Below are 26,678 nucleotides of genomic sequence, written 5' to 3'. Positions count from 1 at the left end.
ATGAGGCTCAATCTTTGAGATAGACGACCCGGCACGCGCTGCCCGCCGAGCGGAACTGCGCGGCGGCCGCGCCCGAGAGGGTCACGTCGGTGTACACCTGCGAGTTCGGGGCGAACCGGTTGGGCTGGATGCGTTCGGCCTTCACGCGGGTGACGTTCGGGAAGGCGGCCAGCTGCGACTCGGCGGTGACGTAGGTGTGCAGGTTTCCCGCCTGCACGAGTTCGCTGGACACCCCTTTGATCAGGGCGGCGTCGGGCCACAGCTGTTGCCCGCCCGCGTACACGATGCTGGTCATGTCCCGCTGGAACGCCCCCAGCCCGCGCACGTCGATGGCGACGGTGCAGGCCAGTGGGCGCGTCTCGCTGCCTGCCCCGGCGGCCGCGCCGCCCCCGCGCGCCAGCGGCGCGGCCGGGTCACTCCCCCCACCGCCAGTGCCGGCGCCGCCGCTGCCCCCACGACCGGAGGCGGGCGCAGCGGCGTCCCCTCCCGAACCGGTCCCGGGCCGGGCCGAGGTGGGGGTGTCCGCGTCGCCTGCGGCGGGCGCCGTGCCTGCCCCGCGCGTGGGGGACGTCCCGGCCGCCGGGGTGGAACTGGCCGCCGGGTCGCGGCTGGGCGTGCCGGTCGCCGGGGCTGCGCTGCCCCCGGTCGAGGGCTCGGTCCGTGGGGTCGCGGCGGGGGCAGGCGGCTCGGTACTGGCCGGGTCCGGTGTCGTGCCGCGTGGCGCTGGCGCGGCCGCCGAGGGTGTCTCGCCGGGTTCCCCTGAGCCGCCGGTTCCTCCTGTGCCGCTGGCCGGGCGCGCGGCGGGCGCGGGTGTCGCGGCCGGATCAGGCGTGCGGGTCGAGGCGACCGGAGCCGCCGCCACCGGCTGGCTGGAGGCGGGCTGGCTGGAGGTGGGCTCGCTGGGCGCCGCGCGGCTGCTGGCGGCGGCCGGGCTGGACGGAGCGGCCGGGGCGGTCCGGTCGCGGGTGGGGGCGGTCACCGGACTGCTCTGCGCGGGCGTATCGGCCCGGCTCACGGGCCGGGCGGGAATGCCGCGCACGTCCGCCGGGGCCTCGGCCGGGCTGGCACCTCGGGCCGGGGTGGCCTGGGCGACCTCACCGCCCGCGTCCGCGCGGGTCAGGTCCTCACGGCGCGGCAGGGCGCTGATCGGCTCGGGGGCGGACGCGACGTCTCCGGCAGTGCGCGCCGCCTCGGGAACGGCCTGTTCGGGTTCCGCCGCGCGGGCGGGCGTAGGCTCGGGCGTGGCCTCCACCTCCCCGGTGGCGGAGGGGCGGGCCGCGGCGTCCAGCGCGGGCAGCTCGGACGGGGTGGGGGGCGCCTCCCGGGGCGCGGCCGGGGCAGATTCCGCTGCGGCGGGGGCCGCGACCTGCGGGGCTGGGGCAGCGGAATCCGCCGACGTCACTGTCGAAGTCGACGGTGCAGCAGCCGCAGGGGCCGCCGGGCTGGACGGCGCCTGCGTCGCGCGGGTCGGCGCTGGAGTCGTGGCCTCTGTGGTCGGCGCGGTGGCTGGCCGGGTCGGCTGCGGCGCTGGGCGCGGCTGTTCGGTGGGGTTGGCCTGCGGGGTCGCGCGCGACCCGGTCGGCTGCCGTGCCGGGGTGGCCGGGCGGGGACGCTCCGGGGTCGCGCGTGGCGTCGTGGTCGTCCGGGCGGGCGTGGTTGCCTGGGCGGGCGTGGTCGTCGGCGCCGGGGCGAGCGTCACGACTTCCAGCGGCGCGCGCGACGGATCAGGGGTCGCGGCCGTGGGCAGGGGCTGGGGGCGCAGGGCCAGCAGACCGGCGAGCAGCGCCACGTGCACCGCGACGGTCGCGGCGGCGGCGCGGCGGCCCTCGCGGGACTCGGGTCGGGGGGGCACGGGGCGGGGCAGGGTGGTCACGGCGCGGCCCCGCCGTCACGGCCGGTCTGGGTGCCCAGGGCGAGGCGGGTGCCCCCGGCCTTCTTGATCTCGTCCATCACGCCGACGACCGTGCCGTAACTGCCGCGCTCGTCGGCGCGCAGACCCACCACGCCGCCCGACTGTTCCGCCAGGGGCCGCAGCTGCGCGCCCAGTGCACCCAGGGTGGTTGCCTTGCCGTTCAGGAACACCTGCCCGGCACGGTTCACGCTCACGACCGGCAGGTCCGGCGTTTCCTGCACGCTGCTGCTCGCGCGCGGCAGGTCCAGCGGCAGCGCGTTCTGCCGGGCGCCCAGCGTGCTCGTCAGGAAGAAGAAGATCAGCAGCAGCAGCACGATGTCCACCATCGGCGCGAAGTCGAACGTCACCGGGTCGTGATCGCCCCGGAAGCGGCGGCGGGCCGGGCGGGTCATACGGCCTCCGGGAGAACGGGTTGCGTCACTCGTTCCGTCCGGGCGCAAGCCCCGGGCAACGGCTTCACTGCGCGCCGCCGAACGTCAGGGCGACCTCCGGCAGGGGCGTGTCGGCCCGGGCGGGACTGGTGGCGGGCGCGGGGCGGGTCAGCCAGCCGGGCAGGTCCTCGCGCACCTGTTCGGCCTGCACCATGATCCGGTCGGCGCGGGCCCGCAGCGCACCGCGCGCCACGTACGCGATCACCGCGACGATCAGGCCGCCCGCGGTGTTGATCAGCGCCTCGCTGATCCCGGTCGCCAGCTGCGCGGGCGTGGGGGCGGTCGTCTGGCTGAACACCAGGAAGGAGCGGACCATGCCGATCACGGTGCCCAGCAGGCCCAGCAGCGGCGCGACCTGCGCGGCGGTGCCCAGCGCGCCCAGCCCGGCGTACAGGCGGGCGTCCTCGTGCAGCAGCGCGGAGTGCATGGCGCTCTCGGCGGCGGGGACGCCCCGGTCGGCGCGGGCCAGTCCGGCGCGCAGGACCTGCGCGGCGGGGCTGGGGTGCGCGGCACGGTCTACCTCGACCAGCGCCGCGTTCGGGCCGCTCTCGGCCGTCACGGCGCGGACGCGTTCGATGAGGGCCCGGGCGTCCACGCCCAGCCGCGAGAGGGCCTGCGCGCGCGCCGCGCTCAGGTAGACCACGTACACCGACAGGGCCAGCAGCACCCACAGCAGCGGGCCAGCCGCGCGAACCAGATCAAGGATGGTCATGACCTCCACGGGTAGCACGCACGCACGTGGCAACCGTGAAAAACACGTGCAGGACACTCATGAGGATGGGCAGCGGGGAGTAGTGAGTGGGGAGTGGGTCGGTTGCTTCGGGCGTTGATGTAGGCGGGTGTGGATGTACGGACTTCATCTCCCCTCACCGGCTGGGCGGAGGCCAGCCACCAGCCCACTTCCCACTGCCCACTCCCCACTTCCTCCTGACACCGTTCCCCACCCAGAATCCGCAGTGAATCACTCGACTTTAGGCGCCGGGACGGGTAAAATAACCCGGTAAGTAGGAATCATTCCTAACAAAACCCACCCTGATTCCCGAAGGAGCCCGCATGACCCACCAGCTCGAAATCCGCAACCTGCACGCCACCGTCGGCGACCAGCCCATCCTCAAAGGCATCAACCTGACTGTGCCCCGCGGCGAACTGCACGCCATCATGGGCCCCAACGGCAACGGCAAGAGCACCCTGGCCAAGGTCATCGTCGGCGACCCCGAATACACCGTCACCGAAGGCGAAATCCTCGTCGACGGCCAGAACATCCTCGAGATGGAACCCGACGAACGCGCCCGCCTCGGCGTCTTCCTGGCCTTCCAGTACCCCGTCGAGATCCCCGGCGTCACCATCGCCAACTTCCTGCGCCTCGCCATGCAGGCCCGCAAGGCCGAAGGCGAAGAAGTGAGCTTCACCGAGTTCTACGGCAAGCTCCAGAGCGCCCTGAAGACCCTCGAATGGGACGAGAGCATCGTCGAACGCTACCTGAACGCCGGTTTCAGCGGCGGCGAGAAGAAACGCAACGAGATCCTCCAGATGCTCATGCTGGAACCCAACTACATCATCATGGACGAAACCGACAGCGGCCTCGACGTCGACGCCCTGAAGATCGTGTCCAAGGGTGTCAACAGCATGCGCGGCGAGAACCTCGGCGGCCTGATCATCACCCACTACCAGCGCCTCCTGGACTACATCGTGCCCGACAAGGTCCACATCATCCTCGACGGGAAGGTCGTCCAGACCGGCGGCCCCGAACTCGCCAAGAAGATGGACACCGAAGGCTACGACTGGGTCAAGGAACTCGCCACCGCCTGAACCTGATCTGCGCCGGTGAACTTCTTCGTCAACATCATCTGGGGCCTGTTCATTCCCTTTCCGTTCGCACTTCCACTCGCCATTCTCGTTCTCGTTGTCCTCGCTGCTCTGCGCCCTCCGCGTTCCCGCAGTCGGAAAGCCCTGTTCACGCTGGCGGCACTCACTCCCCTGGCCTTCGGTGTAGGTATTGATGCCACCATCAAGAATCAGTACCGCGCAGAAGCGCAGCGCAGCCTGGACAAAGTCTTCCCAGGACAGCAACCAGACATCCGGCTACTGAAAGTAGAACAGGGAATGACGGGACACACCTACTTGGCTGAAGTTCACTTCGATCAGGCGACCCCACCGAACTGGAAAGTCACGGAACAGAAGCAGACCTACGATCCAGCCGAGTTCACCAGTCTTTCGCCCGACAGCGACAACGTTGCCCTCGACCGCTTCGAGGACGACGCCATGAGTTACCTCAGCGACGCTGGATGCACCGAGTGGAAGCAGTCGAAAGTCAAACGGTTCACCGTGCAGGTCGAAGCCCCGGATTATCACGACCGCCAGGAAGGCAAGTTGCGGAGCCCCGCACGCCTCTCCGGCGACCAGAACTACCAGAACTACTGTCTGTATTTCGGTTTTAACACCCTCTGATTCTTCGCACAAGGATCGTCATAAGGAGTCATCATGACCATCAATCCTGAAGTGAACGAGATCAACGCCACGTACGAGTACGGGTGGAGCAGCCCGGAACGTTACGCGATCAAGGCCCCGAAGGGCCTGAGCCGCGACGTCGTGGAAATGATCAGCAAGGCCAAGGACGAACCCCAGTGGATGCTGGATTTCCGCCTGAAGGCCCTGGACATCTTCCTGAGCAAGCCCATGCCCGAGTGGGGCGCGGACCTGTCGGGTCTGAATCTCGACGAGATCTACTACTACATCAAGCCCGAGGGCTTCAACGCGCGCAGCTGGGACGACGTGCCCGCCGACGTGAAGGAGACCTTCGAGCGTCTGGGCATCCCCGAGGCGGAGCGCGCGGCGCTGGCCGGTGTGGGCGCGCAGTACGAATCCGAGATGGTGTACCACAACCTCAAGGAGGAGTGGGAGAAGCTCGGCGTGGTGTTCCTGAGCATCGAGGACGGCCTGAAGGAGTACCCGGAGCTGTTCCGTGAGCACTTCGCGACGATCGTGCCGCCCGAGGACAACAAGTTCGCGGCCGTGAACAGCGCCGTGTGGAGCGGCGGGAGCTTCGTGTACGTGCCCAAGGGTGTGAAGGTGGACATTCCCCTGCAGACGTACTTCCGCATCAACGCGGAGAGCAGCGGGCAGTTCGAGCGCACACTGATCATCATCGACGAGGGCGCGCAGGCGCACTACATCGAGGGCTGCACCGCCCCCGCGTACTCCAGCGATTCCTTCCACTCCGGCGTGATCGAGATCGTCGTGAAGGAAGGTGCGCGCTTCCGCTACAGCACCATCCAGAACTGGAGCCACAACGTCTACAACCTCGTGACGCAGCGTGCCGCCGTATACGGCAACGGCGTGATGGAATGGGTGGACGGGAACCTGGGCAGCAAGGTCACCATGAAGTACCCCGCCTGCTACCTGCTGGAAGAAGGCGCGCGTGGTGAAGTCCTGAGCATCGCCATGGCCGGTCGCGGCCAGCACCAGGACGCCGGAGCGAAGATCGTGCACTTCGCGCCGCACACCAGCGGCACCATCGTGTCCAAGAGCATCAGCAAGGACAGCGGGCGCAGCTCCTACCGTGGCCTCGTGAAGATCTACGAGGGTGCCAGGGGCAGCAAGACCAACGTCGAATGCGACGCCCTCCTGCTGGACGAGGAAGCCCGCACCGACACCTACCCCTACATCGAGATCGAGGAAAAAGACGCCAGCGTCGGGCACGAAGCGACCGTCTCCAAGATCAACGACGACCAGATCCTGTACCTCCAGAGCCGCGGCCTGTCTGAAGACGAGGCGGCCGGGCTGATCGTGCGCGGCTTCATCGAACCCATCGCGAAGGAACTCCCCCTGGAGTACGCCGTGGAACTGAACCGCCTGATCGAACTGGAAATGGAAGGCTCGGTCGGCTGACGCCTTGCGGGCAGCAGCGCGAATGGCGACGGGTCTGCTTTTGGCAGCCGTCCTGGCAGCTGCTGCCCTCTACGGGTTCATCTGGGAGAGGGACGTGCGAGGCTGGCGCACCTGGGGTTTCCGGCTGGGGCATGAGGTTGTCGCGACACCCGAGGTCAGGCGTGGAGGATTCCTGATGAGCCGGGACGTGTATTTCGTCCTCCGGGCCGGTGAGGACTCGCGCCGAGCGGTTCAGGCCTGCGCCGCCGCATTTGCTCATGCCCAGACGCTGGAAACACCGATCACGCAGTGCCGGGCATTCGGCTCGGCCAGGGACGCCCGCATTCAACTGCAACGCCCTGACCTGAACTGCGAACGGGCCCGCAGCCGCCAGGAACCGTACATGGACGCCGGGCACGCCAGCGTGACCATCAATACCGGGGAACGTTGCGCCCGGCGCACCAGCCCGAACGACGCTGGCACAGGGTTCCACACCATCAAGGAGTACACATGACCAAATTCAATGATCAACTGGCGCAGGTGCAGGGGCCGGAGTGGCTGACTGCGAAGCGCAGAGAAAGCCTGGAGCTGTTCACCACGCTGGAAGTGCCGCAGGAGTCGGTGGAGGCGTGGAAGTACACGCGCGTGGACGTGGATTTCGACGCGCTGCGCCCGCACGGCAAGCGTGACGTGGTGTCGGACGTGTCGGCGCTGCCCGCGAGCGTGCAGGAGCGCCTGAGCGGCACGGACGTGGGTGCGTTCCTGGTGCTGGACGGCCCGGACGTGGTGTACCGCACGGAACTCCCGGCGGAACTGGCGGCGAAGGGCGTGATCTTCACGGACCTGAAGTCGGCGGTGGAGGGGCACGCGGACAAGGTGCAGCAGTACCTCTACAGCGTGGTGCCGGCCGAGGTGCCGGACGACACGACGATCGCCGCGCCGGGCACGACGCCCAGCAAGAGCCCGGATCCCAGCGAAGGGAAGTTCAGTGCGCTGGCGGCGGCCCTGTGGACGAACGGTGCGTTCGTGTACGTGCCGCGCGGCGTGGAAGTCGAGCTGCCCCTGGGGAGCTTCCGCGTGATGAGCGAGGCCGGGACGTACACCGCGACCCGCACGCTGGTCGTGGCCGAGGAGAACGCGCAGGTGACGTTCATCGACGAGCAGGACAGCGAAGCGCTACCCGGCACGTACGCGATCGGCGCGGTGGAACTCGTCGTGAAGGACGGCGCGCGCGTGCGATACGTCAGCATCCAGAACTGGGGCGAGGGCGTCACGCACATCCAGCGTCAGCGTGGCGACGTGGGCCGCGACGCGACCCTGAACTCCCTGGTCGTCACGATGGGCGGCACCCTGAGCCGCACCGAGATGCAGTCCTACCTGCGCGGTCAGGGTGCGGACAGCGAGATGCTGGCCCTGTACTTCGCGAACGCGGATCAGCACTTCGATCACTACACCCTGCAGCACCACGCGGCCGCGAACGCGCACAGCGACCTGCTGTACAAGGGCGTGAACAACGACCAGGCGGTCGGGGTGTTCAGCGGCATGATCAAGGTGGACCTGGGCGCGCAGAAGACCGACGCGTACCAGAAGCACCGCACCCTGATGCTGTCCAGCGAGGCCCGCAACTACAGCGTCCCTCAGCTGGAGATCAACGCGAACGACGTCCGCTGCAGCCACGGCAGCACCACCAGCCCCGTCGATCAGGAGGCGCTGTTCTTCCTGCGCTCGCGCGGCATCAGCAAGGAAACCGCCGAGAAGATGCTCGTCACGGCGTTCCTGGAGGACGTGCTGGGCCGCGTGCCCCTCTCGAGCGTCGTGAAGTACATCGAGGGCATCATCGCCAAGAAGGTCGGCGCGGCGTAGCGCCTCCCGGCTCTGTGCCTGAACCGGCCCGTCCCGCGTGGACGGGCCGGTCTACACTGCCGGGCATGGCGATGCGGGTGGTGTTCCCGGCGGATTATTTTCAGGTGCGGCGGCCGAATGAGGCGTTCGCAGAGCAGGCAGCGGCGTTCGCGGGGCTGGGGTGGGGCGTGTCCTCGTTCGCCTTCGATGGGGACCGGGGGTTCCGCCCGGCGCTGATGCCGGGTGAGACGGTGCTGTACCGGGGCTGGATGCTGGACGAGGTGGGGTACCGGGCGTTCGTGGACGCGGTGGAGGCGGCGGGCGCGCGGGTGCTGACGTCACCGGAGGCGTATCTGGCGGCGCATCATGTGCCGCGCTGGGTGCCGCTGCTGGCGGACGTGACGCCGGAGACGGTGTGCTTCACGGATCTGGACGGCCTGCCGGGGTCGCTGGCGGCGCTGGGCTGGGACGGGTTTTTCGTGAAGGACTTCGTGAAGTCCCTGAAGACCGGTGCGGGCAGCCGCATCATGCGCCCTGATCAGATCGGGGAGCTGCTGGAGCGCATGGCGCACTTCCGGGGTCAGGTCGAGGGTGGGGTGTGCGTGCGCCGCGTGGAGGATCTGGACCCGGCGTCGGAAGTGCGGTTCTTCGTGCGCGCGGGGCGGGCGTTCAGCGCGGATGGCGCGCCAGTCCCGGAGCTGGTGCGGGAGGTCGCGGGGCGGATCGCGTCGCCGTTCTTCTCGGTGGACATCGCCCGGCGTGCCGATGGCGTGCAGCGGGTGGTGGAGGTCGGGGACGGGCAGGTGTCGGATCTGGTGGGCTGGACGCCCGCGGGGTTCATGACGGTGTGGGCGGACGCGGCGGGGTGGGCGGACGGGGCGGGCTGATCAGCCGAGCTCCAGTTCGCCTTCTTCCTCGCCCCACCAGTTCACGCGGCGGGCCTTGACGGTGATCATGGTCAGGCCGGGGGTGTCCAGGCCGTCTTTGAACCACTGGGTCAGCTGGTCCTGCCAGTGGGGGGCCATGGTGGGACGGTGGGTGGTGAGGGTCGCGTCGCCCTGCACGGCGATGAACAGGAAGGGTTTGCCGGACTGGAAGCCCAGCTGGACGTTCTTGTTCTTCGCGATGTCCTGCGCGGCGCGGCTGTCCGCCCAGGTGAAGAAGTGGCTGGTGCCGTCGTAGTCGACCTCGCCGTTGTTGCTCATGGGGCGCGAGCCGAGGTGGCCGTACGCGGTGGTGGTGGTCAGGAGGCAGAGGTCGAGGCCGCGCATGAGGCGCGCGAGGTCTTTCAGGGTGCCGGGCATACCCCGAGCGTACGGGGGGCGCCGGGCGCGCGGGGTGACGTGGGGTTCACGGGAGGCTGGGGGTGCCCTGAGGTGATCTTCAGGTGGGGCCTCCTCCCGCCCTCTGAATCCTTTCAGATAGCATGGGGGCATGCGAACTCAGAAGCTGGGCGGAAGTGAGCTGATGGTGCCGGTGGTCGCGGTGGGCTGCATGCGCATCGACGGCATGGAGCGGGGGGCGGCGTCGCGGCTGATCGGGACGGCGCTGGAGCACGGCGCGAACTTCTTCGATCACGCCGACATCTACGGCGCGGGCCGCAGCGAGGAGGTCTTCGCGGACGCGGTCGGCATGACCCCCAGCGTGCGCGAGGGCCTGATCCTCCAGTCGAAGTGCGGCATCCGCCCCGACCTCCAGACCTTCGATTTCTCGCGCGAGCACATCCTCGCGTCGGTGGACGGCATCCTGAAGCGGCTGCGGACCGAGTACCTGGACGTGCTGCTGCTGCACCGTCCGGACGCGCTGGTGGAACCCGAGGAGGTCGCCGCCGCGTTCGACCAGCTGGAGCAGGAGGGCAAGGTGCGGCACTTCGGCGTGTCGAACCAGCACCCGCGCCAGATCGAGCTGCTGAAGAAGTACGTGCGTCAGCCGCTGGTGGCGAACCAGCTGCAGCTGAGCATCACGAACGCCACGATGATCACCAGCGGCCTGAACGTGAACATGGAGAACGCCGAGGCCGTGAACCGCGACGGGGGCGTGCTGGACTACTGCCGCCTGCACGACATCACCGTGCAGCCCTGGTCGCCGTTCCAGTTCGGGTTCTTCGAGGGGGTGTTCATCGGGCATGCGAAGTTCCCCGCGCTGAACGCGAAACTGGACGAGCTGGCCGCGAAGTACGGCGTGAGCAGCACGACGGTCGCCATGGCGTGGCTGCTCCGTCACCCGGCGCGGATGCAGCCGGTGACCGGCACGACCACCCCGGAGCGTCTGGCGGACTGCCTGCGCGCGGCGGACGTCACCCTGACCCGCGAGGAGTGGTACGGCCTGCTGATCGCGGCCGGGAACACGCTGCCCTGAGCCTGCCCATGTTCCGCCGCCCCGGCTAGACTGCGCGTCATGAAACGCAGGGTGTGGGTGGCGGCGGCGCTCGTGGCGGGCGGGGCGCTGCTGAGCGGGTGCGCGGACGTGCGGTACCTGTCGCAGGCGGCGGGCGGGCAGCTGGATCTGCTGCGGCGCGCGCGGCCGCTGGCGGACGTCCTGGCCGATCCGGGCACCCCGGCGGGCGTGCGGCGGCGCCTGCAGCTGGCGTCGGACGTGCGGGCCTTCGCGGTCGCGCCGGAGGCGGCGGGTGGGCTGGGCCTGCCGGATCACGGCTCGTTCCTGAAGTACGTGGACGTGGGACGGCCGTACGTGGTGTGGAACGTGTTTTCCGCGCCGGAGTTCAGCGTGACGCTGGACACGTCCTGCTTCCCGGTGGCGGGCTGCGTGGGGTACCGGGGGTACTTCAGCGAGGCGGCGGCGCTCTCGGACGCGCAGGCGCGGCGCGCGGCGGGCCGGGACGTGAACGTGGGCGGCGTCAGCGCGTACTCCACGCTGGGGTACCTGCGTGACCCGCTGCTGTCCACCATGCTGACCTACCCGGACGCGACGCTGATCCGCACGATCATCCACGAGCTGTCCCACCCGAGCCTGTACGTGGCGGGCGACACGGTGTTCAACGAGTCGTACGCCACGGCGGTGGAGGAAGAGGGGATGCGCCGCTGGCTGGCGCGGTACGGCACGCCGGAGCTGCGCGAGCAGGACCGGCTGGCGCAGGAGCGGCAGTCGGGCTTCGAGGCGCTGCTGCTGGACACCCGCGCGCGGCTGGAGGCGCTGTACGCCGCGTCCGGCCTGACGGAAACCGACCGGCGGGAACGGAAGACGGCGATCCTGACGGACATGAATGCCCGGTACGCGGCCCTGAAGACCAGCTGGGGCGGGTACGCGGGCTACGACGCCTTCTTCGCGCGGGGCGTGAACAACGCGACGCTGGGCGCCGTGGCGGCCTACGCGACCATGGTCCCGGACTTCCAGGCCCTCCTGGCGCGGGTGGACGGGCACCTGCCCACCTTCATCGAGGAGGCCCGCGCGTGCAGCCGCCGCCCGCAGGCCGAGCGGGCCGCCTGCCTGCGCGGTTCCTGACCGGCGGCCCTCACCGTCCGGCCCCAGACGCCGTCCTGCACGCTGCGCCGCGTGAGAGGGCAGTCTCATGCCCGGCCGGGCGCGGGTCTGCTACCGGCAGGTCACTGCTCCCCCGCTGCGGGGGACCGGGCGGACCCGCGGGGTGAGGGGGCGGTGACGTGCCCCTGAATCCCATGAAGGCTGCGTGCGCCGCGCCTGAGCGGACGTCCGGCGCGCCCTTGAGCGTGCCCCCAGGGAACGCGCAGCTTCGCCCCGCAAGGTGGGAGGCAGGAACAGCCCAGAGCGGTCGTTCACTTCTCCCCACCCGGCCCACAGAGGCCGCGCGACACCGAAAGAGGTGCTCCATGCGTCAAGAGAATGCCCCCCGTCCCGCCCTGCGCCGCCCCCTGCTGGGTCTGCTCACGCTGAGCCTGCTGGCTGCCCCCGCGGCGCTGGCCCAGACCGCCGATCCGGTCATGCCGCCCGCCCCGGCGCCCGTCACCACCGAACCTGTCACCACTGAGCCCGCGCCTGCGGCGCCCGCAGAGACCGCCCCCACGGACGCGGCGCCTGCTGACACGGCTCCGACGGACACCGCGCCAGCCACCACAGCCCCGGCCGAAGCAGCGCCGGCCGACGCCGCCCCGGCCGGTGACGCCCTGCCCAGCAGCCTGCCGGCCGCCGGCAGCGTGACCGTTCCCAAGCTGGACGGCGAGGAGGTCCTGAAGACCGTCCCGACCGTGCTGGGCGAGGCCCTGATCTACAAGGGTGACGCCGAGGACGCTCTGGCCCGCACCGCGCAGGCCCTGGTCGCCGAGGGCTACCAGGCTGCCGAGGGCGCGGCCCCCACCGCCGACGCGGCGGGCGTGACCACGCTGACCCTGACGAAGGATGACCAGCAGTTCCAGCTGACGCAGAAGAGCAGCATGGGCCTGACGGTCGTGGCGCTGGCCCGCCTGCCCGAGAGCGAGAGCACCCCGGCCGCCCCCGCCGCCGAGACGCCCGCACCCGACCGTGCGCCCGCCACTGACGCGGCCCCAGCAGACACAGCGCCCAGCGAGGCGCCAGCGGAGGCAGCTCCAGCTGAACCCGCCCCGGCAGACGCGGCACCGACTGAACCCGCACCGACCGAACCCGCGCCCAGCGAACCGGCCCCCGGTGCGCCTGCCCCGACCGAGCCCGTGACCCCGGCGCCGGTCACGCTGCCCAGCCAGCCCTGAGCGCAGCGCCTCTCAGTGCAGCGCCTCGCAGTGCAGCGCCCCTCCAGGTGCGAAGCCGCCCCCCTCTCGGGGCGGTTTTTTCATGTCTGCACCCGCAGCCTCCGGGCGGGACCGAGAGGAGCGTGGGCGCATCCGGATCGGCCGCAGGTGGGGTCCGGACCGTCCTGAACAGAACGTGGGCACCGTGCGCCCCCACCGACCTCGACATCAGACGGGCGAGGACGGGGGGGCACCACGGTCGCAGCGGTGTTCAGGTGGGTCGAGGGCTGACCAGCGCACACCTGAACCGGGCGGACTCGCAGGGGTGCGGAGCCGGAGCGAGCCCCCGTCCACACCAGCGGTCGGACATGGATTCGCGGGGCCTGCCTGTGGCCCCAGGGTGGAACTGGACACCGGTGTCCCAGTGTCGCGTCGCGCCCGGGGCACCCTCTCCCCTGTGGCGCAGCCTGGGGTGGGCAGTTAAGAGGAGCGCCGCCTCTCCGATGGGAGGGGCGGCGCTCGGGAAGAGGATTACTCTTCGCTCTTCTCTTCGGTGCTCTCGGCGTCGCCTTCGGTCTCGCCCGCGGCGTCGGCCTTGGCTTCCTCGACGGTGGCGTCGCCTTCGAGGATCGCGGCGGCGGCTTCCTCGCTGATCTCGCCAGCGGCGACCAGACCGGCCACCTGGGCGGCCTGCTGCTCGGCGGCGGCTTCGCCTTCGCTGAGGCGGGGCGGCAGGACGCTGATGACGACCTGCTCGGCGTCACCGGCGAGCTTCACGCCGTCGGGCAGCTTGACCTGACCGGCGGTGACGTGGTCACCGATGTTCAGCTTGGTGACGTCCACGACGAGTTCCTGGGGGATGCGGCGGGGGCCGGGAGCGATGACGCTCAGGTTGTGAACGACGATGTCCACGAGGCCGCCCATGACTTCGCCCTGGCTCTTGCCCTTGGTGTGCACGGGGACGTTCACTTCGACGGGTTCACCGTAGGTGACCATGTAGAAGTCCACGTGGATGGGGGTGCGCTTGCGCTTGTCCATCTGCACGGTCTTGACGAGCGCGGGGAAGGTCTCGCCGCCTTCGATGGTGATGTCGAACAGGCCGGTGGTGCTGGTCTGGCGGAAGGCGCGGTCGAAGGCCTTCTTGTCGATCGTGAAGGAGACGTTCTTCTCCTTGTTGTAGGCGACGGCGGGGATCAGGCCTTCAGCGAGCTTTTCCTGGCTCTTGCGGGGTTTGGCGTTCAGTTCCATGTGCTCTTTCTCCTTCGGGGACGTTCTTCGCCGCCTCACTCTCGCCGCGCGGGTCCGCTCGGGGCGGGGCGGGGGGCGGGCGTGCAACCGTGACAGCATAGCAAACGCGCATAGGCGGGTGGAAGGGTCATGCGGGCCTCTGCTAGACTCTGTGGCGTTGCCGCGCGGCCGCCCCACCCAGCGGGTGCGGAGATGGCCCCGGACGAGGACAAGGAGAAGACATGATCAGTGTGACTGAACTGCGTAACGGCACGAAAGTGGAGATGGACGGCGGCCTCTGGGAGTGCCTGGAGTACTCGCACCTCAAGATGGGCCGCGGCGGCGCGAAGGTCGTCACGAAGTTCCGCAACATGGAAAGCGGCTCGATCGTGGACCGCACCTTCAACAGCGGCGAGAAGCTGCAGGACATCTACGTGGAAGGCAAGAAGATGCAGTACCTCTACCCCGACGGTGAGGACTACGTGTTCATGGACCTGGACACCTTCGACCAGATCACGCTGGGCAAGACCCTGGTCAGCGACGCCTCGAAGTTCATGAAGGAGAACACCGAGGTGGAAGTCGCCATGTACGGCGAGAAGCCCCTGAGCATCACGCTGCCCAACCAGGTCATCCTGAAGATCGTGCAGACCGACCCCGGCGTGCGCGGCGACACCGTGTCCGGCGGCACCAAGCCCGCCACGCTGGAGACCGGCGCCGTGGTGCAGGTGCCCCTGTTCGTCGAGCAGGACACCAACGTGAAGGTGGACACCCGCACGGGTCAGTACCTCAGCCGCGCGTAAATGACGTGAGTTGAGCTGCGCCGCCCCCGGTTCCTCCGGCGGGCGGCGCACACGTTTTCCCTTGGACTGAGTTCAGTCCGGACCAGCCGAGCGCGACAGTCATCCAGGCGCACTTGCCGCTAGACTCAGCACAGCCAAACGAGCGTTAGGCTGCGGGGTGCATGCCCCTCTCACCCGGCACAGGGCATGATTGGGAGCAGCACCCGCAGAACACCCGAACTTCAAGGAGGGGCCATGAACCCGAACGACCTGAAACAGATTCTCGATGCCCTCACGTACGCCGACGTGCGCGAATTCAGCCTGCGCACCGGCAGCTTCGACCTGAGCCTCAAACGCGGCCCGCAGGCCTTCGCCGCTCCCACCCCCATGCCCACCCCCGGCCCCGCCCCGGTCGCGGCCCCCATGCCCGCCCCCGCGTTCGCGCCCATGCCCGCGCCCGCCATGCCTGCACACGCCGCGCCCGCCCCCCAGGTGCAGGACAGCGCCCCCGCCGCGCCCGCACAGGCCGCTGCCCCCGCGCCCGCCGCTGAAGTGCCCGCCGAGAAACCCGCCAGCAAGGGCACGCCCGTCAAGGCCCCCATCGTCGGCACCTTCTATGCGTCCAGCAGCCCCGACGCCGCCCCCTACGTGAAGGTCGGCGATACCGTCGCCGCCGGGCAGGTGCTGTGCATCATCGAGGCGATGAAACTGATGAACGAGATCGAAGCCGAGCAGGGCGGCACCATCCGCGAGATCCTCGTGAAGAACGCCGAACCCGTCGAGTACGGCCAGACCCTCTTCATCATTGAATGACGTCAAAACGTCGAAGGGTCGAACGGTCTAAGGGGCCAGGCGTCAAGAGTGAACTTTCTGTGACCCTCTGACCCCTGGACTCTTCGACCCTCAGACCTTTTGACCCCGCTGGAGGCATGCATGTTCAAGAAGATCCTGATCGCCAACCGTGGCGAGATTGCCCTGCGCGTCATCCGGACGGCGCGGGAAATGGGCGTGAAGACGGTCGTGGTGTACTCCACGGCGGACGAGAAGAGCCTGCCGGTGCTGCTGGCGGACGAATCGGTGTGCGTGGGTCCGCCCGCCAGTAACCAGTCGTACCTGAACATCCCGAACATCCTGTCGGCGGCGCTGATGACGGGCGCGGAGGGCATTCACCCCGGCTACGGGTTCATGGCGGAGAACCCGGATTTCGCGGAGATGTGCCGCGAGCACGGCATCACGTTCATCGGGCCGACGCCCGAGAGCATGCGTGCCCTGGGCAGCAAGGCTGGGGGCCGCGAGATCGCCGCGATGAGCAATGTCCCGGTCGTGCCGGGCACCGGCGTGCTGGACACGGTGGACGACGCGCTGCTGGCCGCGAAGCAGATCGGGTACCCGGTGCTGCTCAAGGCCAGCGCGGGCGGCGGCGGGCGCGGGCAGAAGGTCATCCGCACGCAGGAGGAACTCGCCAAGGGCTTCGCGCAGGCGCAGGAGGAAGCGCGCCTGTACTTCGGTGATCCGGCGATCATCATGGAGAAGTTCCTGGAGGAATTCCGGCACGTCGAGGTGCAGGTCATGGGCGACGGGCAGGGCCACGTCATCCACATCGGCGAGCGCGACTGCTCCATCCAGCGGCGCAATCAGAAACTGATCGAGGAGGCGCCCAGCACCCTGCCGGACACGCTGCGTCAGGAGATCCTCGCGGCGGGCGTGCGCCTCGCGAAGCACGTGAACTACGCCGGGGCGGGCACGCTGGAGTTCATCGTGGACCGCGACGGGAACTACTACTTCATGGAGATGAACACCCGCATCCAGGTGGAACACTGCGTCTCCGAGGAGATCTCGGGCCTGGACTTCGTGAAGCTGCAGCTGGAGATCGCCGCCGGGTACGGCCTGAAACTCCAGCAGGAGGACGTGGTGCTGCGCGGGCACGCCATCGAGTGCCGCCTGAACGCCGAGGATCCCGACAAGGACTTCCGCCCGGCCGCCGGGAAGATCGACGACGTGCACTTCGCGGGCGGACCCGGCGTGCGCGTGGACAGCCACTGCTACACCGGCTACGTGATCCCCCCGCACTACGACAGCCTGATCGGCAAGCTGATCGTCCACCACGACACGCGCGAGCAGGCGATTGCCCGCATGAAGCGCGCGCTGGAAGAGACGGTCATCCAGGGACCCAAAACCACCATCCCGCTGTACGTGAAGATCATGGACAACCCTTTCTACAAGCGCGGCGCGGTCATGACGAACTTCCTGAAGACGCGGATGGAAATGTAGGAGCCGATGGCAGATGGTCGGAGGCAGATGGCTGGGGGGCTCCCGGCGTCTGCCTCTGACCGTCTGGGGGCGCGGGATGCGTGGCTCTCGCGCCTGTGCGGGCGCTCCTGGCCGGAGGGGGTGCTGCTGGACGCGCTGAGCCTCTCCCCTACCCTGGACGTGCTGGATGTGGGCGCGGGGGACGGTCGGCTGGTGCGCGAGCTGGCGCGGCGGGGGCACGCGGGCCGGGTGGTGGGGGTCGATCCCACGCCGGGGCCGGACGTGCAGCCCGCGCACGCGGAGGCGCTCCCGTTCCCGGACGCGAGCTTCGACGTGGTGCTGTTCGCGCGGGTCCTGGCGCACCTGCCCGATCCGGCGCGGGCGCTGGCGGAGGCACGGCGCGTCCTGCGGCCCGGCGGACAGGTGTGGGCGGCGGCGCACGGTCCGGCGCACCTGCGGTCCACCTGGGCGGCCCTGGGGCAGTCCCTCCCACCGGGGGACGCGCCGCCGGAATCCGCGTCGACCGTCACCTGCCCGCTCACGGTGACCGCTGACGACGCCCGGTTCATGCTCGGCACGTATGCCAAAGAGGCGGAGGTTCCCCCCCACCTCTTCCCCGTTCAGGACGCCGCGCAGTTGCTGGTCTGGTGCCTGAACCCGTGAGGTCAGCTGGCCAGTCGGGTGCGCCACGCGGCCAATTCCGCCCCGGAGCGGCTGAGCGCATGCTGCGGGCATGCTTCCTGCCGACCTGCACCGGGCGCTGCGGCCCCTGCTTCCGGAACTTCATACGGATTCCGTTTGTTTCGCTGACAATCCGGGACTTCACCGGATTGCCAGCTCCACGTCCGGAACCCGCTTTGCTCCTTCTCGCATCCGCTCGGGTTGAAAGATTTTGCAAACCTTTCAACCGGAGTCCGTATCAGACCCAGCTGCTCGGGGAGTGCCGTCCGGACCCGCTGCGGCACCTGGACATTCAGGTGTCCGCGAAACCCAGCGGGATCGTCACGTTGACGGTGCGGGCCGCGCATGGCGGGGCGCGCTGGGGCCGCACGGCCAGCGTGGACCTGCACCCGCTGTGGTGCGGGGATCACCTGGAACTGCGGGCGGACGCGCCCGAGTACACGCTGGGCGCCACCTGAACTCATACGGATTCCGTTTGTTTCGTTAACAGATCGGAAAATCACCGATCTGCCAACTCCACGCTCGGAACCCGTTTGTCTCCTACTCGCTCCGCTCGGGTTGAAAGTTTTTGCAAACCTTTCAACCGGAGTCCTTATCAGCAGGAGGCCGCGACACCCCGGCTCTGGCGGTGTCGCGGCCCCCTGTCCGGCGTTACACGGGTGGGGTGGCGGCCAGCCGGTCGAGCACGCCGGGGTCTTCCAGGGTGCTGGTGTCGCCCTGGATGGCCTTTCCGGCGGCGATCTGCCGCAGGAAGCGGCGCATGATCTTCCCGCTGCGGGTCTTGGGGAGCGCGTCGGCGACGTAGATGGCGTCGGGGCGGGCGAGCGCGCCGATCTCGCGGCTGACGTGGGCGCGCAGTTCCTTGGGGTCGACCGTGAAGCCGCTCTGAGGGAGCACGAACGCGACGACGCTCTCGCCCTTCACGTCGTCGGGCTTGCCGACCACGGCGGCCTCGGCGACGCTGGCGTGGGCGACGAGGGCGGATTCGATCTCCATGGTGCCCAGGCGGTGGCCGCTGACGTTCAGGACGTCGTCCACGCGGCCGATGACGGTGACGTAGCCGTCGGCGTCGCGGCGGGCGCCGTCCCCGGCGAAGTACACGCCGTCGATCTCGCCCCAGTAGGTCTTGCGGTAGCGCTCGTCGTCGCCGTACACGGTGCGCAGCATGCTGGGCCAGGGGCGTTTGATGACGAGCAGGCCGCCGTCGTCGGGCCCGAGTTCCTCGCCCTGGTGGGTCATGATGGCGGGGTCCACGCCGAACATGGGGAGGCCCGCGCTGCCGGGTTTGCTGGCGTGCGCGCCGGGCAGGGTGGTGAGCATGATGCTGCCGGTCTCGGTCTGCCACCAGGTGTCCACGACGGGGCAGCGTTCGCCGCCGATGGTGCGCCAGTACCACATCCACGCTTCGGGATTGATGGGTTCCCCGACCGAACCGAGCAGGCGCAGGCTGCCCAGGTCGTACGCGGCGGGGATGGCGTCGCCCTGGCGCATGAAGGAGCGGATGGCGGTGGGCGCGGTGTACAGGATCGTGACGCGGTGCTTCTGGATCAGCTGCCAGAAGCGGCCCCAGTCGGGGTGGTTGGGCGCGCCCTCGTACATGAGGACGGTCGCGCCGTTCAGGAGGGGGCCGTACACGCTGTAGCTGTGGCCGGTGATCCAGCCGACGTCGGCGGTGCACCAGTAGATATCGTCGTCGCGCAGGTCGAAGATGGTCTGGGTGGTGAGGTACGTGCCGATCATGTACCCGCCGGTGGTGTGCTGCACGCCCTTGGGTTTGCCGGTGCTGCCCGAGGTGTACAGCACGAACAGCGGGTGTTCGCTGTCCACGGGCAGGGCGTCGTGCTCGTCGCTGGCGGCGTTCAGGGCGTCGTGCCACCAGACGTCGCGGCCCTCCTGCATGGGGGCGTCGCAGTCGGCGCGGCACACCACGAGGATCTTCTCCAGGCTGGGGGTGAGTCTGGCGGCCTCGTCGGCGTTCGCCTTGAGGTTCACGAGTGACCCGCGCCGCTGCCCGGCGTCGGCGGTGATCAGCACCTTGCTCTGCGCGTCGTTGATGCGGTCGGCCAGCGCGCTGACCGAGAACCCGCCGAACACCACGGAGTGCACCGCGCCGATGCGGGCGCAGGCGAGCATGGCGATGGCCGCCTCGGGCGTCAGGGGCAGGTAGAGGGTGACGCGGTCGCCGGGCTGCACGCCCAGGTCGGTCAGGGCGTTCGCGGCCTTCTTCACCTCGCGCAGGAGTTCAGCGTAGGTGTAGGTGCGGACCTCGCCGTCCTCGGCTTCCCAGATGATCGCGGTCTTGCCGCCCAGGCCGCGCGCGACGTTGCGGTCCAGGGCGTTGAAGGCGATGTTCGTCTGGCCGCCCACGAACCACTGCGCGTGGGGGGGCTGCCAGTCGAGCACCTGCGTCCAGGGGCTGAACCAGTGGAGTTCCCCGGCGACTTCCGACCAGAAGGTGTCGGGGTCGTCGAGGCTCTGGCGGTAGCGGCGCTCGTAGTCCTCGCGGGTCACGCGGGCCTGCGCGCGGAAGGCGGCGCTGGGCTCGATCACGCGGTTCTCGTGGAGCATCGCGTCGATATGGTCGCTGGCCGGGTGGTCGCTGGGCTGGGTGGGAGTCTGGGTCATGGGACACCTCCGGGTGGGTGGAGCGGGGGCCGCCGTCAGGGCGCCGGGCGCGGGTTCTGGGCTGTGGTTGTGTGTCCACTGTACTCGCGTGAAGGTGGGATTCCGGGTGGGCTGACTGCGCGGGTACCGCGGCGGTACTGCACCCGGTTCAAGCGGTCAGGTTCGGCCTTGACACGAGAAAGCGTCGTTGCGGAAAATCAACGCATGACCACGATCAGCAACTCACCGGGTGTCACGGCCGAGCAGGCGGCCGGACGGCTGGCCCGGCAGATCACCGCCGAGCGGGAGGCGCGCGGCTGGACGCAGGCGACCCTGGCGGGGCGCGCCGGGGTGTCGAAGGCCGCCGTGAGCCGCATCGAGCGCGGTGAGATGAGCCCCACCGCCGTCACGCTGCTGCGCCTCGCCGGGGCGTTCGACCTGACCCTGGCCGGTCTGCTCCTGCGCGCCGAGGGGGGTGGCGGGGGGCGCGAGCACGAACGCCTGTCGCGCGCCGCGCAGCAGCCCGGGTGGCGTGACCCCGACACCGGCTACACCCGCCGCCAGCTGTTCGCCGCGCCCACGCACCCGCTGGAGGCCGTGCAGGTCACCCTCCCGGCCGGGGCGAGCGTCACGCTGCCTGCCGGTTCATACGCGCACATTGTGCAGGTGCTGTGGGTGCAGTCGGGTGAACTGCGCCTGACCGAGCACCGCGCGCCCGACCTGACCTGGATGCTGGCGGAGGGCGACTGCCTGGGCTTCGGGACGCCCTGCGACGTGACCTTCGAGAATCCTGGCACTCAGCCCTGCACGTACGCCGTCTTTCTCGCCCGGAGGTAAGCCATGACCGACACCGTCCGTATCGAGCCGCTGGGTGACGCGCCCGCCACCCTGGACGCCCTGAGCGACCTGCTGATCGCCACCGTCGCCGCCGGGGGCTCGGTCAGTTTCATGCACCCTCTGGCCCCCACGCAGGCCCGCGCGTTCTGGGCGGGTTCGCTGACGGCCGCCGCGCGCGGCGAACGCGTCGTGCTGGGCGCGTGGCAGGGCGCGAGGCTGCTCTCGACCGTCACGCTGATCCTCGACTGCCCGCCCAACCAGCCGCACCGCGCCGAGATCGCCAAGATGATGACCGCCCCGGACGCGCGCGGGCGCGGGCTGGCCCTGACCCTGCTGCGCGAGGCCGAGGCCCTGGCCCGCACGCACGGCCGCACCCTGCTCGTGCTGGACACCGCCAGCGAGGGCGGCGCGTCGGGCCTGTACGAACGCGCCGGGTACATGTTCGCCGGGGAGATCCCAGGATACGCCCTGAAACCCCACGGGGGCCTGACCGGCACGCGCCTGTACTACCGGCGGCTCTGACCGCAGTGGGCCGGTGTGCCGGAGGGGGAGCCCACCGGACTCTGGCCCCCTCCCCCCCCCCGGCGCCGCGCGCCCGCCCCCCTTCCCGCGCGTGCGGGGCGGCCCGTACTGTGAGGTATGCCCACCGTCCTGCGCGCCGGGAGACCCTGATGGATCTCCCGCCCCACCTGCACCCCTTCGAGGCGCTGCTGCCCCAGGAACCCGGCCCGGCGCGGGTGGACGCGCTGCTGGCCCTGTCCGCCGATCCTCACCCCCTGCCGGAACAGGTGGCGCTGGCCGGGCAGGCCCGCGCGCTGGCCGCCAGCCTGAACGACCCCGCCCGCACCGCCCGCGCCGAACTGCGCCTGGGTACCCTGCAGGGCGGTCCGGAGGCGCTGGAGCAGGTCCGGTCGGCCGCCCGGCGGTTCGAGCAGCTGCGGGACGCGCCGCAGGAACTCGCCTGCGCGGTCCGCGAGGCGGCGCTGCTGGACGACCCGCTCGCGCGGCTCCCGGCGCTGCTGCGCGCCGCCGCGCTGGCCGCCGAGACCCCGCACCCCCTGACCGAACTGGCCGTGCAGGTGCAGCTGGGGACGCTGCTGCGCGACCTGGGCAGCGCCGCGCAGGCCGCCGCGGCGTTCACGCGCGCCACCGAACTGGCCGCCACGCACGACGCGCGCGCGCAGGCGACCGGGGCGCTGCTGGGCCTGGGTGAACTGCACCTGGACGCCGGGGACGCGCAGGCGGCGCTGGAGCCGCTGCGCGCGGCCGGGCACCTGACGCACGGCGAGGGCACCGCCGCGCAGGCCCGCGCGCTGGGCGGCCTGGGCCGCGCGTACGCCGCGCAGGGGGACCCGGCGCGCGCCGCGCGGTTCCTGGACGCGGCGCTGCCGCTGGCCGAACGTCACGGCGAGCCCGCGCTGCTCGCGGGCCTGCTGGACGCCCGCGCCGCCACGCACGACGCGCAGGGCCAGCCGGGCGAGGCGCACGCCCTGCTGCGCCGCAGCCTCACGCTGACCGAGCAGGACTCGCCCGGCGCGCACGGGCGGACGCTGCTGGCGCTGGCCGCGCACCTCGCCGCGCAGGGCCGCGCCGCGCCGGCGCGCGAGACGCTGGTCTGGGCGCTGCGCTTCGACCTGGACCACGGGCAGGGTGACCTGAGCGCCGCGGCGCACCTGGCACTGGCGGACCTCGCCGAGGCGCAGGGCGACCCGGCCGAGACGGCCGCGCAGCTGCGCGCCTGGGCGACCGGTCTGGACGCGCAGCGCCGCCGGGACGCCGCGGCGCGGGACGCGCAGGTGCAGGAGGCGACCTACGCCGCGCGTGAGGCGCTCGCGCAGCGCGCCGCGCGGCGAGACACGCTGCACCTCCTGGAGGGCACCGTGCAGGACGCCAGTACCCGCCTGGCCGCGATGCAGGTCATGCTGGAACGCTGGCGCGGCACGTCCATGCTGGACACCGAGAGCGGCGCGCACTCGCGGCCGTTCGGGCTGGAGGTCCTGACGCTGCACTTCAACCGCTGCGTGCGCCTGCGCGCCCCGCTGAGCCTCGCGGTGGTGGGGGTGGAGGTCCACGCGCCGCCCACCGACGGCCCGGCGGACCTGTTCGTCAGCAACGTCCTGAGTGCCGTGAGTCGCGTGCTGGAGGGGCAGGTGCGGGCGATGGACACGGTCGCGCGCTTCGACCGGTTCAAGTTCATGGTGATCTTCCCCGAGACGGCGCCGGACGGCGCGACGCACCCGCTGGAACGGGTGATCGAGCAGGTCCGCACGTACGACTGGGGCGTGCCGGGCATGCAGGGGGCGGTCAGCGTCGGGGTGGGGCTGGTGGGGCGCGGGTTCGTGCAGGGCGTGAACCTGCTGATCGACGCGGCGGACGCCGAGTACTACCGCGCGCGGCGGCAGGGGCCGAACACCCTGAGCATCACCCGGTAGCGGTCCCCGGCGCCCGCGCCAGCCGGGTCTGCACGCGACCTTCGAGCGCCAGCAGCAGCAGGGCGGCCAGGAGGGCCAGTCCGGCGATCACGACCCACATGCGGCCCGCGCCGAGCGATTGCAGCAGCGCGCCGCCCAGCAGCGGGGCCAGCAGGGTCGCGAGGCCCGCCATGCTCCCCACCAGGCCGATGTACGTGCCGCGCTGCGCGGGCGGGCCGAGTTCGCTGATGATCGTCTTGCTGATGCCGTACGCGATGATCTCCCCCACTGTCCAGACCGCCACGGCCAGCATGTGCGCCCACAGCGTGTGCGCCAGGGCGTGTCCCAGGAAGCCCGCGCCCAGCAGCGCGGCGCCCAGTGCCTGCCAGCGGGGGTGGCCGCTGCGGGCGATCAGGTGCCCCAGCGGCAGGCCCAGCAGGACGACCAGCGCGCCGTTCACGGCGAGCACCTGGCCGTACTGCGCGGCGCTGAAACCCTGCTGCGCGAACACCACGGCCAGCACCTTGTAACTCTGGTACGTCAGGCCGAACAGCAGCGAGAAGAGGCAGAACTGCCACAGCAGCGCGTCGCGCGGCAGCAGTCGGCGGGTCCGGGCGTCGCCCTGCGGCGCGGCGCGGGGCGCGCGCGGGTACAGCAGCGTCAGCAGCAGCGCGAACGCGGCCATGGTCGCGGCGTCCAGCCAGAACAGCAGCCGCAGGGACCGCCCGGCCAGCCAGCCGCCCAGCAGGGGCGCGGTGGCGGCCCCGACGTTGATCGCCCAGTACAGCAGGTTGTACGCGCGGGTCCGCTGCGCACCCTGCGTGAGTTCCGCGATGGCGGTACTCGCGGCGGGTTTGTACAGCGCGGACAGCAGCGAGAACCCCAGCACGCCCGCCGCCGTCCACCAGAACCCCTGCGCGAAGGACAGTGCCAGGATCATGACCGCGCCGCCGGTCAACGCCACGATCATGGTGAAGGCCGGGCCGCGCCGGTCGGTCAGCGGCCCGCTGAGGCCCTCGGACACGAAACGGCCCAGGCCCAGCATCGCCAGGATCACGCTGACCTGCGTGACGCCCAGGTGCGCGTGCGCGGTCAGGTAGAAGCCCAGCAGCGGCACCACGAACTCCCCCAGGCGGTTGATCAGCGTGCCCCACCACAGCACCCAGAACCCGGTCGGGTAGGCGGCGGCGCGGGTCGGGGCAGTCACGCGCGCCATGCTAGGTCAGGTCACGGGCGGGTGCATCCGCCACTCAGCGGAGGGACCCGGACGCGACTCGGCATCCGGGTCCCCTCTCGTGTGCGGGTCAGTCGTGCGCGGCGACGGTGCCGTCCACGCCGGCGCCGGTGTAGGCGCGGAACTGCATGTCCTCGAAGACGCGGTCGTCTTCGGGGGTGTGGCGGCGGGCGCCGATCAGGGTGCCCAGGTACGCGAACAGGAATCCGGCGGGGATGCTGATCAGGCCGGGGTTCTCCAGCGGGAAGATCGCGTTGGCCTGGATCAGGTGGCGGCCGGTGGTCAGGGTGTCCGGGTCGATCTTCATGATGTTGGGGCTGATGGCGATGAGCAGCAGCGTGAACAGGATGCCGCCCACGATGCCCCACATGGCGCCGGTGGCGTTGAACTTGCGCCAGAACAGCGTGAACAGGATGACCGGCAGGTTGGCGCTGGCGGCCAGTGCGAAGGCCAGCGCGACCAGGAACGCGACGTTCTGGGTTTTGGCGGCCAGGCCCAGCAGGATCGCGGCGACGCCCACGGCGACGGTGGCGAGGCGGGCGACGCGGAACTGGTCTTTCTCGCTGGCCTGTCCGCCTTTCAGGACGCCGTTGTAGATGTCGTGCGTGAAGCTGGTGCTGGCGCTGATGGTCAGGCCCGCGACGACTGCGAGGATGGTGGCGAAGGCGACGGCGGTGACGAACGCCAGGCCGAACTCGCCGCCCAGGGTGCCCGCCCCGCCGAAGAGGTTCTCGGCGAGCAGCGGCGCGGCCATGTTCCCGGCCTTGTTCGCGGCCTCGATGGCGTCCTTGCCGAGCAGGGCGTTGGCGGCGTTGCCCATGAAGGCGGTCATGACGTAGAACGCGCCGATCAGGGCCATGGCCCACACGACGCTCTTGCGGGCGTCCTGCGCGGTGGGGACGGTGAAGAAGCGCACGAGGATGTGCGGCAGGCCAGCGGTGCCGAGCACCAGCGCGAGGCACAGGCTGATCAGGTCGATGGGGTTCTTGTACTTCACGCCGGCGCCGAGGAATTCCGCGCCGTTCTTGGCTTCGACCTGTCCCAGCAGGTTCGAGAAGCTCCAGCCGAAGCGGTTCAGGATCAGGACGGTCATGACGATGGTGGCGAACATCAGCAGCATGGCCTTGATGATCTGCACCCAGGTGGTGGCGAGCATGCCGCCCACGACGACGTAGATGATCATCAGCACGCCGACGAGCGGAATGGCGAGGTCGGCGCTGATCGCACCCCGGGAGAGCAGGCTGATCAGGCTTCCGGCGCCGACGACCTGCGCGATCATGTAGAAGGTGCTGATCACGATGGTGCTGACGGCGGCATAGGTGCGCACGCGGGGGTCTTTCAGGCGGTACACGAGCATGTCGGCCAGGGTGTACTTGCCGAGGTTGCGCAGCGGTTCGGCGACGATGAACAGCACGGTCAGGTACGCGATGAACCACCCGACCGAGTACATGAAGCCGTCGTAGCCGTTCAGGGCGATCAGGCCGGTGATGCCCAGGAACGACGCGGCGCTCATGTAGTCCCCGGCGATGGCGATGCCGTTCTGACTGGCGCTGATGCGGCCGCCCGCGACGTAGAAGTCCCCGGCGCTGGTGTTGCGGCGGCTGGCCCAGAAGGTGACGGCCAGCGTGACGGCCACGATGATCGCGGCGAGTAGGAAGGTCACGCGCGGGCCTCCTGTGCTAGCCGGTCGAAGGTGCGGGCCTTGACGACGTAGAGGTACGCCATGACCCAGCCCATGATGAATTCCGCGAAGGCCAGGAGGTACCCGAAGGTGACGTTCCCCAGGACCTTCTGCGCCATCAGGGGTTTGTTGTACCCGGCCAGGACGGGCAGCAGGAAGTACAGCACCAGGAACGTGACCGTCATGGTGAGGGTGAAGGCGTTGCGCTGCGCGACCAGTTGCTGGTACGCGGCGTTACGCGCGGTGGGTGGGGCGCTGGATACCGTCATGACGACCTCCGGG

At 70.2% G+C, this 26,678-nt stretch carries 26 protein-coding genes; 17 read left to right on the top strand and 9 right to left on the bottom strand.

The window, feature by feature from the left end; translation table 11 throughout:
- Nucleotides 1-7: 7 nt before the first annotated feature.
- The 3 genes from DEIGR_RS03265 to DEIGR_RS03255 all read right to left on the bottom strand — a co-directional run bounded on the left by DEIGR_RS03265 (nucleotide 8) and on the right by DEIGR_RS03255 (nucleotide 3,055).
- On the bottom strand, nucleotides 8-1,873 hold the full coding sequence (locus DEIGR_RS03265) for a hypothetical protein (protein WP_153013607.1): 1,866 nt from the start codon (nucleotides 1,871-1,873) through the stop codon (nucleotides 8-10).
- Nucleotides 1,870-2,304, bottom strand: a complete 435-nt coding sequence (locus DEIGR_RS03260) for an ExbD/TolR family protein (protein WP_058975234.1) — start codon at nucleotides 2,302-2,304, stop codon at nucleotides 1,870-1,872. The genes DEIGR_RS03265 and DEIGR_RS03260 overlap by 4 nt, the downstream gene beginning before the upstream one ends.
- A 64-nt stretch (nucleotides 2,305-2,368) precedes the next feature.
- A complete protein-coding gene (locus DEIGR_RS03255; protein WP_058978511.1) occupies nucleotides 2,369-3,055 on the bottom strand; it encodes a MotA/TolQ/ExbB proton channel family protein in 687 nt (228 codons plus the stop codon).
- A gap of 341 nt (nucleotides 3,056-3,396) precedes the next feature.
- Here DEIGR_RS03255 and sufC point away from each other — a divergent pair, with 341 nt between their 5' ends.
- The 6 genes from sufC (at nucleotide 3,397) to DEIGR_RS21430 (ending at nucleotide 8,939) form a co-directional block, all read left to right on the top strand.
- Nucleotides 3,397-4,152 carry a Fe-S cluster assembly ATPase SufC gene (gene sufC / locus DEIGR_RS03250; protein ID WP_046843262.1) on the top strand — a complete coding sequence of 252 codons (756 nt, stop codon included), beginning with the start codon at nucleotides 3,397-3,399 and terminating at the stop codon, nucleotides 4,150-4,152.
- A 15-nt stretch (nucleotides 4,153-4,167) separates the two neighbouring features.
- Nucleotides 4,168-4,791 (top strand): hypothetical protein, encoded by a 624-nt coding sequence (locus tag DEIGR_RS20260; RefSeq protein ID WP_153013606.1) that lies wholly within the window; start codon nucleotides 4,168-4,170, stop codon nucleotides 4,789-4,791.
- Between the two features lie 33 nt (nucleotides 4,792-4,824).
- Nucleotides 4,825-6,231: a Fe-S cluster assembly protein SufB gene (gene sufB / locus DEIGR_RS03240; protein ID WP_058975230.1), complete on the top strand. Its 1,407-nt coding sequence runs from the start codon at nucleotides 4,825-4,827 to the stop codon at nucleotides 6,229-6,231.
- A gap of 175 nt (nucleotides 6,232-6,406) precedes the next feature.
- Complete coding sequence (locus DEIGR_RS03235; protein ID WP_160329907.1) at nucleotides 6,407-6,724, top strand: hypothetical protein; 318 nt, start codon at nucleotides 6,407-6,409, stop codon at nucleotides 6,722-6,724.
- Entirely contained in the window at nucleotides 6,721-8,073 is a 1,353-nt protein-coding gene (gene sufD, locus DEIGR_RS03230; RefSeq protein WP_058975226.1) for a Fe-S cluster assembly protein SufD, read from the top strand. The genes DEIGR_RS03235 and sufD overlap by 4 nt, the downstream gene beginning before the upstream one ends.
- Before the next feature lie 65 nt (nucleotides 8,074-8,138).
- Nucleotides 8,139-8,939 carry an ATP-grasp domain-containing protein gene (locus tag DEIGR_RS21430; RefSeq protein WP_058975225.1) on the top strand — a complete coding sequence of 267 codons (801 nt, stop codon included), beginning with the start codon at nucleotides 8,139-8,141 and terminating at the stop codon, nucleotides 8,937-8,939.
- On the opposite strand, the gene DEIGR_RS03220 is transcribed toward DEIGR_RS21430, so the two are convergent.
- Nucleotides 8,940-9,356: a pyridoxamine 5'-phosphate oxidase family protein gene (locus DEIGR_RS03220; RefSeq protein WP_058975224.1), complete on the bottom strand. Its 417-nt coding sequence runs from the start codon at nucleotides 9,354-9,356 to the stop codon at nucleotides 8,940-8,942. It lies immediately after the preceding gene.
- Nucleotides 9,357-9,486: 130 nt separating this feature from the next.
- Here DEIGR_RS03220 and DEIGR_RS03215 point away from each other — a divergent pair, with 130 nt between their 5' ends.
- The 3 genes from DEIGR_RS03215 to DEIGR_RS03205 all read left to right on the top strand — a co-directional run bounded on the left by DEIGR_RS03215 (nucleotide 9,487) and on the right by DEIGR_RS03205 (nucleotide 12,713).
- Complete coding sequence (locus DEIGR_RS03215) at nucleotides 9,487-10,410, top strand: aldo/keto reductase (protein WP_058975222.1); 924 nt, start codon at nucleotides 9,487-9,489, stop codon at nucleotides 10,408-10,410.
- 39 nt (nucleotides 10,411-10,449) lie between these two features.
- A complete protein-coding gene (locus DEIGR_RS03210; protein WP_058975220.1) occupies nucleotides 10,450-11,514 on the top strand; it encodes an aminopeptidase in 1,065 nt (354 codons plus the stop codon).
- A 344-nt stretch (nucleotides 11,515-11,858) separates the two neighbouring features.
- Nucleotides 11,859-12,713: a hypothetical protein gene (locus DEIGR_RS03205; protein ID WP_058975218.1), complete on the top strand. Its 855-nt coding sequence runs from the start codon at nucleotides 11,859-11,861 to the stop codon at nucleotides 12,711-12,713.
- 510 nt (nucleotides 12,714-13,223) lie between these two features.
- Here the strand turns inward: DEIGR_RS03205 and DEIGR_RS03200 are convergent.
- Nucleotides 13,224-13,940 carry a 50S ribosomal protein L25/general stress protein Ctc gene (locus DEIGR_RS03200; protein WP_058975217.1) on the bottom strand — a complete coding sequence of 239 codons (717 nt, stop codon included), beginning with the start codon at nucleotides 13,938-13,940 and terminating at the stop codon, nucleotides 13,224-13,226.
- A gap of 221 nt (nucleotides 13,941-14,161) precedes the next feature.
- Here DEIGR_RS03200 and efp point away from each other — a divergent pair, with 221 nt between their 5' ends.
- The 5 genes from efp to DEIGR_RS20760 all read left to right on the top strand — a co-directional run bounded on the left by efp (nucleotide 14,162) and on the right by DEIGR_RS20760 (nucleotide 18,087).
- A complete protein-coding gene (gene efp / locus DEIGR_RS03195; protein WP_046844986.1) occupies nucleotides 14,162-14,719 on the top strand; it encodes an elongation factor P in 558 nt (185 codons plus the stop codon).
- 234 nt (nucleotides 14,720-14,953) lie between these two features.
- The gene (gene accB / locus DEIGR_RS03190) at nucleotides 14,954-15,511 is read left to right on the top strand and encodes an acetyl-CoA carboxylase biotin carboxyl carrier protein (RefSeq protein WP_058975216.1); all 558 of its coding nucleotides are present in this window, start codon (nucleotides 14,954-14,956) and stop codon (nucleotides 15,509-15,511) included.
- Between the two features lie 120 nt (nucleotides 15,512-15,631).
- Complete coding sequence (gene accC, locus DEIGR_RS03185; RefSeq protein WP_058975214.1) at nucleotides 15,632-16,969, top strand: acetyl-CoA carboxylase biotin carboxylase subunit; 1,338 nt, start codon at nucleotides 15,632-15,634, stop codon at nucleotides 16,967-16,969.
- Nucleotides 16,970-17,089: 120 nt separating this feature from the next.
- Nucleotides 17,090-17,611: a class I SAM-dependent methyltransferase gene (locus tag DEIGR_RS03180; RefSeq protein ID WP_236704642.1), complete on the top strand. Its 522-nt coding sequence runs from the start codon at nucleotides 17,090-17,092 to the stop codon at nucleotides 17,609-17,611.
- Nucleotides 17,612-17,925: 314 nt separating this feature from the next.
- Nucleotides 17,926-18,087, top strand: coding sequence for a hypothetical protein (locus tag DEIGR_RS20760; protein WP_160329906.1), 162 nt, complete (start codon nucleotides 17,926-17,928; stop codon nucleotides 18,085-18,087).
- Between the two features lie 193 nt (nucleotides 18,088-18,280).
- Here DEIGR_RS20760 and acs read toward each other — a convergent pair whose 3' ends face one another.
- Nucleotides 18,281-20,254 carry an acetate--CoA ligase gene (acs, locus tag DEIGR_RS03175; RefSeq protein ID WP_153013604.1) on the bottom strand — a complete coding sequence of 658 codons (1,974 nt, stop codon included), beginning with the start codon at nucleotides 20,252-20,254 and terminating at the stop codon, nucleotides 18,281-18,283.
- A 204-nt stretch (nucleotides 20,255-20,458) separates the two neighbouring features.
- Between acs and DEIGR_RS03170 the strand changes: the two genes are divergently transcribed.
- The 3 genes from DEIGR_RS03170 to DEIGR_RS03160 all read left to right on the top strand — a co-directional run bounded on the left by DEIGR_RS03170 (nucleotide 20,459) and on the right by DEIGR_RS03160 (nucleotide 23,502).
- A complete protein-coding gene (locus tag DEIGR_RS03170; protein WP_058975208.1) occupies nucleotides 20,459-21,070 on the top strand; it encodes a helix-turn-helix domain-containing protein in 612 nt (203 codons plus the stop codon).
- A 3-nt stretch (nucleotides 21,071-21,073) separates the two neighbouring features.
- Nucleotides 21,074-21,592, top strand: a complete 519-nt coding sequence (locus tag DEIGR_RS03165; protein WP_058975206.1) for a GNAT family N-acetyltransferase — start codon at nucleotides 21,074-21,076, stop codon at nucleotides 21,590-21,592.
- A 149-nt stretch (nucleotides 21,593-21,741) separates the two neighbouring features.
- Nucleotides 21,742-23,502 (top strand): tetratricopeptide repeat-containing diguanylate cyclase, encoded by a 1,761-nt coding sequence (locus DEIGR_RS03160; protein ID WP_058975204.1) that lies wholly within the window; start codon nucleotides 21,742-21,744, stop codon nucleotides 23,500-23,502.
- On the opposite strand, the gene DEIGR_RS03155 is transcribed toward DEIGR_RS03160, so the two are convergent.
- From DEIGR_RS03155 to DEIGR_RS03145, 3 genes are all read right to left on the bottom strand, one after another.
- A complete protein-coding gene (locus DEIGR_RS03155) occupies nucleotides 23,492-24,688 on the bottom strand; it encodes an MFS transporter (RefSeq protein WP_236704641.1) in 1,197 nt (398 codons plus the stop codon). The two genes, DEIGR_RS03160 and DEIGR_RS03155, sit on opposite strands and share 11 nt — an antisense overlap.
- Nucleotides 24,689-24,785: 97 nt before the next feature.
- On the bottom strand, nucleotides 24,786-26,378 hold the full coding sequence (locus tag DEIGR_RS03150) for a solute symporter family protein (RefSeq protein ID WP_058975200.1): 1,593 nt from the start codon (nucleotides 26,376-26,378) through the stop codon (nucleotides 24,786-24,788).
- Nucleotides 26,375-26,665 carry a DUF485 domain-containing protein gene (locus DEIGR_RS03145; protein WP_058975199.1) on the bottom strand — a complete coding sequence of 97 codons (291 nt, stop codon included), beginning with the start codon at nucleotides 26,663-26,665 and terminating at the stop codon, nucleotides 26,375-26,377. The genes DEIGR_RS03150 and DEIGR_RS03145 overlap by 4 nt, the downstream gene beginning before the upstream one ends.
- Between the last annotated feature and the right edge of the window lie 13 nt (nucleotides 26,666-26,678).

It is taken from the genome of Deinococcus grandis (genome assembly GCF_001485435.1).
In the GTDB taxonomy this organism is placed as follows: domain Bacteria; phylum Deinococcota; class Deinococci; order Deinococcales; family Deinococcaceae; genus Deinococcus; species Deinococcus grandis.
Note: the sequence above shows the minus strand (reverse complement) of the source record. Positions and strands in the feature narration are given on the sequence as shown.